The 8599-nt window shown below is 30.4% G+C and carries 7 protein-coding genes; 1 reads left to right on the top strand and 6 read right to left on the bottom strand.

The annotated features are described in order from the left end of the window. Positions 1 to 254 precede the first annotated feature (254 nt). Genes fucP through RDX53_RS13235 form a run of 5 tightly spaced genes read right to left on the bottom strand, consistent with a single transcriptional unit; the run spans position 255 to position 6083 of the window. Complete coding sequence (gene fucP, locus RDX53_RS13215) at positions 255 to 1586, bottom strand: L-fucose:H+ symporter permease (RefSeq protein ID WP_195931523.1); 1332 nt, start codon at positions 1584 to 1586, stop codon at positions 255 to 257. Positions 1587 to 1615: 29 nt separating this feature from the next. Beyond that, a complete protein-coding gene (locus RDX53_RS13220; RefSeq protein ID WP_195931524.1) occupies positions 1616 to 2320 on the bottom strand; it encodes a class II aldolase/adducin family protein in 705 nt (234 codons plus the stop codon). Between the two features lie 21 nt (positions 2321 to 2341). Next, a complete protein-coding gene (locus RDX53_RS13225) occupies positions 2342 to 2782 on the bottom strand; it encodes an RbsD/FucU family protein (protein ID WP_195931525.1) in 441 nt (146 codons plus the stop codon). Further along, entirely contained in the window at positions 2776 to 4278 is a 1503-nt protein-coding gene (locus RDX53_RS13230) for a rhamnulokinase family protein (RefSeq protein ID WP_195931526.1), read from the bottom strand. Before RDX53_RS13230 ends, RDX53_RS13225 begins: the two co-directional genes overlap by 7 nt. An 11-nt stretch (positions 4279 to 4289) precedes the next feature. Beyond that, complete coding sequence (locus RDX53_RS13235) at positions 4290 to 6083, bottom strand: L-fucose isomerase (protein WP_195931527.1); 1794 nt, start codon at positions 6081 to 6083, stop codon at positions 4290 to 4292. A gap of 166 nt (positions 6084 to 6249) precedes the next feature. On the opposite strand from RDX53_RS13235, the gene RDX53_RS13240 reads away from it, so the two are divergent. Continuing rightward, positions 6250 to 7104, top strand: coding sequence for an AraC family transcriptional regulator (locus RDX53_RS13240; protein ID WP_295778735.1), 855 nt, complete (start codon positions 6250 to 6252; stop codon positions 7102 to 7104). A 107-nt stretch (positions 7105 to 7211) separates the two neighbouring features. Here the strand turns inward: RDX53_RS13240 and fucO are convergent, their stop codons facing one another. After that, a complete protein-coding gene (gene fucO / locus RDX53_RS13245; protein WP_195931903.1) occupies positions 7212 to 8360 on the bottom strand; it encodes a lactaldehyde reductase in 1149 nt (382 codons plus the stop codon). Between the last annotated feature and the right edge of the window lie 239 nt (positions 8361 to 8599).

The following is an 8599-nucleotide window of genomic DNA, read 5'->3' on the forward strand; positions in this document are numbered from 1 at the left end:
CTAAGTTCTTGCCCTCTCTCAAGGACAAGTAATACTATACCACCATAAAATATATCCGTCAACACTTTTTTAAAATATTTTTTCATATTTTTATTTTAATATATCTTATACAAATAAAAATTCATATCTAAATATAATAATCATTGTTGATATTTCAATAAAAAACCACAATATATTATTAAACTTTCATCTAATAAAATACTGTGATTTTAAATTGATTTTATATATAAATATTAGTTTATTATATAAAAATACTATACTGATTTTTTACTTCTAAAGCATAATGAGTAAATAAGAACTATTGAAAAACATATTATAGGAATTAAAAATGATGATCTTACGGCAGCTTCTGCTCCATTAAACATAGGTGTTATGCTAGACAATATTCCATTATCTATAAATCTTCCCATTATAGGTGTTATTACTGCTCCACCAAGTATAGCCATAATAAGACCTGCTGCTCCGACTTTTACTTCTTCGCCTAAATCTTTAAGAGCTATACCATATATTGTTGGAAACATTAATGACATACATGCAGATATTGTAACTAAGCACCATACTGATTGACTTGTAGGTAGATATATTGTTCCTAAACTAGCTAAGATTCCTCCAACTGCAAATACTGCCATCATTAATGCCGGTTCAATATATTTCATTAATGCTGTACATATCCAACGACAAGCTATAAATAAAACTATAGCTATTAAATAATATTGTGCTGCATCAGCTTCATTTAAACCAACTGTAGTCATAACATATTGTATTGTCCAAGTCCATACAGATATTTGTACTCCTACATAGAAAAATTGAGCAATTACACCAAAAGCATATCTAGGTATTTTTATAAGTTTTTTAATAGAATCAAGTATATTTAAATCACCAGACATATCCTTTTCTGAATCTTTACTTCTTTTAAAGAACATCCAAATTACAATTGCAATTATAACTAATCCTACATAAGGTACACAAACCCATAATAATTCATTACTACGTATTTGGCTTAAAGCTTCTGGACTCATTGCAATTCTATCTTCATATGTAGCCGGATTTAAATGACTTAAAATAAGATATTTTGCAAGTATAATCCCACTTAAAGATCCTATTGGGTTAAAGGCTTGTGCTAAATTAAGTCTTCTAACACTAGTTTCTTCATCCCCTAACGAAATAACATATGGATTACATGTTGTTTCTAATATAGAAAGCCCCCCTGCCAACACAAATACTGATAATAGAAATAAATTAAAATTCTGTAACATAGCTGCAGGAATATAACCCATAGCACCTATTATATAAAGTCCTAATCCTACTAAAACCCCTGTTCTATAAGAATATTTCTTTATAAGAATTGCTGCTGGTAATGCTAATACGGCGTATGAACCATAAAATGCAACTTGAGTCATAGATGCATTTGCAGCTTCTAGCATAAATATTCTTCCGAATGCTGGAACAAGATTATCTGTCATATTGTTTAATAGCCCCCAAAGCACAAAGCATGATATTAGCATTATAAAGTGTACTCTATACTGTTTGGGCACTATAGGTAATTTACTATTTCTATCTTTTTTATTATCTGATATATTTTCCATAATATCACCCCTATAATTTATAGTAAAAATTATTGTTCTTTTCTATATCTTTTAAATCCAGGATGTCTTCCTGTTACACCATAACTTTTTCTCATTCCAATTAATCTATCTATATTTTCTTTTGATACTTCTTTTTCTCCCCCTAATAAATGAGCAGTTAAACTTATTTTTGCATATAATTCTAGTGTTTCCATTCTGTAATATGCTGTTATTAGATCTGCCCCTACAGTTAATGCTCCATGGTTTGCTAATAATAATACATCATGTTCTTGTAAATATGGAGCTATTGCATCTGGTACCTCATATGTAGACGGTGTTCCATATGGAGTTACTGGTATTGAACCTATAGCTATAATAGTTTCTATCATTGTGTATCTATCTAAATCCAAATGTGCTACTGCATATCCAGTTGCTGTTGGAGGATGAGCATGTACAACTGCACCAACATCATCTCTTTCTTCGTAGCATCTTAAATGCATCTTTATTTCTGAAGATGGTTTCGCACCTGCTTGTCCTTCTATAACCTCTCCATTAGAATCTATATGTAATATCTTTTCTGGTGTTATGAAACTTTTACTTATACCTGTAGGTGTTGCTAAAAAAGTTCCATCTTCTAGCTTAACTGATACATTTCCATCATTTGCAGCTACCCATCCTAATTGCCACATTTTATGACAAACATCACATATTTGTTCTCTTATTTCCATATATCCTAATTCTTTTTCTTTATCCATTTAAAATTCCCCCTACATTAACTAATCTACTACTACCCCTTTTTGTAATATAATATTTGCATAAAGGGCCTTTTCTCCAGTAGCAACTATTGCATATGATTTTTTTGCTTGTTCATAAAAATCATATCTTTCTATATTTTGAATAACATCATTACCCCTATTATCATATTTTTTGATTATTTTACTGTATACATTCCATATAGGTGTCTCTACTTTATCACCTTCAACAACTGCCATTAAGCTTACTGGCTTTTCTACATAAGTATCTAATGGAAAAACAGATAATATTGCATCTAATATCTCTGGTACACTGTGTCCGTCACAACGTATAACTTTACACTCTTTACCCATTTTCTCTGATGGAAAATTCCCATCTGCTAAAACTATTTGATCACTATGTCCCATCTCGCATAATACTTTTAGTAATTCCGGAGATAAAATATTTGGTATTCCTTTTAACATTTAATTAATTCCCCTTTTTTTATTATTTTTTTAAATCTAGAAAACTCTTTATCCCATAGTTTGGATTCTTTAGGTATATATTCGTCTATATTATGTGAATCATTAATAATTCTTCGAGCTTCTTTCAAGTCTTTTATATTCCCACTTGCGATTAATTGTATTGCTATATTTCCTAATACAGTAGCTTCTATAGGCCCCCCATATACTTTTATATTGCATGCATTTGCAGTCATTTGACTTAATAATCTACTTTGTGTTCCTCCTCCAAGCATATATAACTTAGAATATTTTTTATCTGTACAATCTTCTATTTCTTCTAAAGCTATTCTATATTTGAATGCTAAACTTTCATTTATACACCTAACTATTTCTGCTTCATTTCTAGGCACATCTTGATTAGTTTTTCTACAATAATCTCTTATTCTATCTGGAATATTTCCAGCTGGAGTAAATATCGGGTCATCTGGATCTATAAATGACCTAAATGGTTGTGCATTTTCTGCCATTTTTTCTAACTCTCCAAAAGTATAACTTTTCCCTTCTTTTTGCCATTGTCTTTTGCTCTCTTGTATGAGCCATAATCCTATTATATTTTTTAAAAATGATACTTTCCCTTGGTACCCACTTTCATTCGTTATATTATAACGACTAGATTTTTCTGTAATAATAGGATTATCAAGTTCTGTTCCTAATAAAGACCATGTACCACAACTTAAAAATAAAAAATCATCATCTTGTGTTGGTACAGAAACTTGCGCACATTGTGTATCATGTCCTGCCACTGCTATAACATCACACATATCTATATTTAATTCTTCACTTATATCTTCAGATATTTTTCCAATTACACTACCACTAGGAATAATATCTGTAAATAAATTACTATTCAATCCTAGTGACTCAATTATTTCATAAGACCATTGTCTCTTTTCTGCATCAAAAAGTTGTGTAGTGGATGCTATAGATATCTCTGTAACCTTTTTATTTGTTAACATATAATTAAGCAAATCTGGTATTAGTAACATCACATCTGCTTTTTCAAGCAGATATGATCTTTTTTGTTTTAGTGATAGTAGTTGAAAAGCTGTATTTATTTCCATAAATTGATTTCCAGTTATTTTATAAAATTTTTCTTTAGATATTTTTTTAAAACTCTCTTCTATCATCCCAGCAGTTCTACCATCTCTATAATGGATAGGATTTTCTAATATTTGTCCATATTCATCCAATAATGCAAAGTCAACTCCCCATGTATCTATGCCTATACTACTTATTTTTCCGTACTTTTTAGACTTTATTAAACTTTGCTTAATTTCAAAGAATAATCTTAATATATCCCAATACATTGTCCCTCCAACTATCACTGGGTCATTAGAAAATCTATGTATTTCCTCAATATATATCCTATTTCCATCAAAGGTTCCTATTATAGCTCTTCCACTAGATGCGCCAAAGTCAAAAGCCAATACCTTTTTCTCTAGTCCACTCTCATTCATATTATCACCTTCTATTTATACATTGGTCCATAGTTTTGACAAGCTCTATAATCTTGTCCTTCCTTATCCATTCCAAATGCATTCCATGCAGCTGGTCTAAATATATTTTCTTCTGGTACATTGTGCATGCTTACAGGTATTCTTAAAATAGAGCATAATGTTATTATGTCTGCACCTATATGTCCATAACTTATAGCGCCATGATTAGCCCCCCAGTTATTCATTACATCATAAGCAGATTTAAAAGCTCCTTTTCCTGTTAATCTTGGTGCAAACCATGTACAAGGCCACGTATAATCAGTTCTTTTCCATAACTTATCTGATACTTCATCTGGAAGTTTTACTGTATATCCTTCTACTAATTGAAGTACTGGTCCTACGCCCTTTACAAGATTTAATCTAGTCATTGTTACTGGCATTTGTGCATCTGTTAAAAATCTAGAAGAATATCCTCCTCCTCGGAAATATCCAGTATCAGCAGGATTCCATGTAGTTGCTGAAAGTAATGCTTCTTGATCTTCTTCATTTATTTCAAACCAAGGTTTTATTACATTAGCTCCATCTTTATCCTTAGCTTGACCACTACCATCTAAGCAAGATGCCCCTGAGTTTATTAAATGTATAAATCCTTTAGACTCTTTCGCTATACCTTCTAAATCATATCCCGTTGCTTTTTTTACTGCTTCTGGAGACCAATATGTACGAACATCTGAGAATATTTGTGCAGTATTAGTTAATAATTTACCAAACAGCATACTTATTCCATTTAAAACATCATTTTCAGTAGCTAATATATATGGTTCTCTTGCACCATTCCAGTCGAATGAAGTATTAAGTAATGCTTCAGAAAAATCACCGTTTGGATAAAAATCTGTCCATTGTCTTTGACCTTGGAATCCTGCAGCAATTGCATTATGTCCTAATTTTTCTTCTTCAAATCCATCTGGTAAATTTTCATTTCCATTCATTAAATCTTTTATTATACACATCATTTTAACTACAAATTCCCAATCTTTATCTTTTTCTTCTCTAGATTTTTGAACATAATCTGGATTTTTATCAAATCCCTCTTTGCATTTTTCCTTTGTCCATTTTAATGCTTTTTCAAATTCATCTTTGTCGTAAATTCCTTCTGTCATTCTTCTTATTATCTCAGTTTCATCAACAGATTCAACTCTCATTCCTAAATATTCTTCTATAAATGCAGGGTCAATTATAGATCCTCCTATTCCCATACAAATAGAGCCTATTTGTAAATAAGATTTTCCTCTCATAGTAGCTGCTGCAACTGCTGCTCTCCCAAATCTTAATATTTTTTCTTTTACATCAGATGGAATTTCTGTTGAATCTGCATCTTGAACATCATGCCCATATATTCCGAAAGCTGGAAGGCCTTTTTGTGCATGGGTAGCTAGAACAGATGCTAAGTAAACAGCCCCAGGTCTCTCAGTACCATTAAATCCCCAAACTCCCTTTATAGTCATTGGGTCCATATCCATAGTTTCAGCACCGTAACACCAACAAGGTGTAACTGTAAGTGTTATATCAACGCCTTCTCTCCTAAATTTATCTGCACAAGCAGCTGATTCTGCAACTCTACCAATTGTAGTATCGGCTATGACAACTTTTACTGATTCTCCATTTGAATACTTTATATTACTTCTTAATAATTCTGCTGCAGACTTTGCCATATTCATAGTCTGTTCTTCTAATGATCCTCTTACATCTAATATTCCTTTTCTTCCATCAATTGTAGGTCTTATACCTATAACTGGATATTGACCAACTAGTCTACTCTTTGCCATTATATTTCCCTCCACATCATTATACTTTTTAATTTTTTATACTTTCATTGTTAAATCTTTATTTATATCTTCATTGTAATCGTTTTCACTTTGCAATTCTTGTGTTATAATAGTCAAAAAATATAAATATTTTCACTTTTTGTGACAAAAGGGGGTAAATAGAAATATGAAATTTTTTGATTTTAAAGAAGATAAACAACATGGTAGATTTGATTTTCCAATAGAATTTTATCATGTTGATCAAAGTCATCCCAGGTATGATATGCCTTATCATTGGCATACTCAATGTGAAATAATAAGAATTTTAAAAGGCGAATTTTTAATAACAATCGACTATAAGAAAATTTTAGCTAAAAAGGGAGATATACTATTTATTCAAGCAGGAATACTACATGGTGGAACTCCTAATAACTGTATTTACGAGTGTATTGTTTTTGATATAAATTTACTTTTAAAGCAAAATCATGCTTGTACAAAATTATTACAAGATATTATTCATAATAATAAAATAATAAATCCAAAAATGCCTTCTAATATTCTAGCGCTAAATCTAAATTGTGAATTCTTATTCGATTCATTGTCATCTCAATATGAAGGTTATGAATTTATTACACAAGGCTCTCTATATAATTTTTTGGGTATAATTCTTCAAAATAAACTTTATACTGTTAATAATAATATGTCTCTTAAGACAAATGATAAAATTATTTTATTTAAAAAGGTATTATTATTCATAGAAGAAAATTACACACAAACCTTATCTTTAAATGATTTATCTAAAGTAGCTGGAATGACCCCTAAATATTTATGTAAATTCTTTAACAACATGAGCAATAAAACTCCTATAGAATATTTAAATTTTTATCGCATAGAAATCGCATGCGAGCAGCTATTAAGTACAGATTTATCTGTTACTGATATCGCTATAAACTGTGGATTTAATGATGTAAGTTATTTTATAAAAACATTTAAAAAATATAAAGGTATAACGCCAAAACAATATATAAAAAAAATATTTTAAATCTTTAAATTTATTAATTATTAGATTTTTTTATATATAAATAAAAAAAGGCTGAACTGTACGCAAGTTCAACCTTTTTTATTTGAATATAAATTTATATATATAAGCTATATTAGAGATTTATATAATTTAGCTATATCTTCAACTGATGTTTCTTTTGGATTTCCCGGTCTACACGCATCATCATAAGCAGATTGTGCTAAAAATTGAATATCTTCTTCTTTCACAATATCTTTTAAATCCTGTGGTATACCTACATCTTGTGCAAGTTTTTTTACTGCATCAACTGCTGCTTTTCTATATTCTGATACAGTCATATTTTCTGTACCTTCAACTCCCATAGCTGCAGCTATATATTTATATTTATCACCAGTTGAATCTTCATTATACTCCATAACAGTTGGCAATATAATTGCATTAGCTACTCCATGAGGAGTGTCGTATAATGCTCCTAGTGGATGTGCCATTGAATGTACTATTCCAAGACCTACATTTGAAAATCCCATACCTGCTATATATTGACCTAAAGCCATTCCTTCTCTTCCTTCAGGTGTATTTTCCACAGCTCCTCTAAGACTTCTTGATATTATTTCTATAGCTTTTAAATGGAACATATCTGACATTTCCCATGCTCCAATAGTTATATACCCCTCAATAGCATGTGTTAATGCATCCATACCTGTTGCTGCAGTAAGACCTTTTGGCATACTTGACATCATTTCTGGGTCAACTATTGCCACAACTGGTATGTCGTTAGTATCAACACATACAAATTTTCTATTATTATCTACATCTGTTATAACATAATTTATTGTAACTTCTGCAGCTGTCCCGGCAGTTGTTGGCACAGCAATAATCGGTACTGATTTATTTTTAGTAGGAGCAGTACCTTCTAAACTTTTAACATCATCAAATTCTGGATTATTGACAATAATACCTACTGCTTTTGCAGTATCCATAGATGAGCCACCACCTATTGCAATTATATAGTCAGCTTTAGACTCTTTGTATTTCTTTACCCCAGTTTGAACATTTTCTATTGTAGGATTTGCCTTTATATTTGAATATATTTCATAATCTAAACCTGCATTATCTAATATTTTAGTAATTTTAGTAGTAACATTAAGTTTTATTAATTCTGGGTCTGAGCATAAAAATGCCTTATTTAATCCTCTTCTTTTTACTTCTGTAACAATTTCATTTATTGCCCCTGTGCCATGATAAGAAACTTCATTTAATACTATTCTATTTGACATTATTTTTCCCCCTATTTACTATATCTATTTTTAGTTTTAATTTAATTATAGTCTTTTAAAAAGGTAATTAATATCAATATAATTTCTTTTAATATAATTATTTTCACTAAAAAAGCAGCATATTATAAAAATATGCTGCTTTTTATCTTTTATGAAAAAAACTTTTCTTTGTTTTCACGTAATAAAAAAAGATTACGTGGCTACGTCTTACTCTCCCAGGCGGTTGCCCACCAAGTACC

Source organism: uncultured Intestinibacter sp., assembly GCF_902468165.1.
Classification (GTDB): Bacteria; Bacillota; Clostridia; order Peptostreptococcales; family Peptostreptococcaceae; genus Intestinibacter.

What these genes read in the sequence shown, in the direction of transcription:
- RDX53_RS13235 (WP_195931527.1), bottom strand. Translation starts at nt 6,083, where the DNA reads ATGGCAAAGAGTAGACTAGTTGGTCAATATCCAGTTATAGGTATAAGA.
- RDX53_RS13240 (WP_295778735.1), top strand. Translation starts at nt 6,250, where the DNA reads ATGAAATTTTTTGATTTTAAAGAAGATAAACAACATGGTAGATTTGAT.
- RDX53_RS13225 (WP_195931525.1), bottom strand. Translation starts at nt 2,782, where the DNA reads ATGTTAAAAGGAATACCAAATATTTTATCTCCGGAATTACTAAAAGTA.
- RDX53_RS13230 (WP_195931526.1), bottom strand. Translation starts at nt 4,278, where the DNA reads ATGAATGAGAGTGGACTAGAGAAAAAGGTATTGGCTTTTGACTTTGGC.
- RDX53_RS13220 (WP_195931524.1), bottom strand. Translation starts at nt 2,320, where the DNA reads ATGGATAAAGAAAAAGAATTAGGATATATGGAAATAAGAGAACAAATA.
- fucP (WP_195931523.1), bottom strand. Translation starts at nt 1,586, where the DNA reads ATGGAAAATATATCAGATAATAAAAAAGATAGAAATAGTAAATTACCT.
- fucO (WP_195931903.1), bottom strand. Translation starts at nt 8,360, where the DNA reads ATGTCAAATAGAATAGTATTAAATGAAGTTTCTTATCATGGCACAGGG.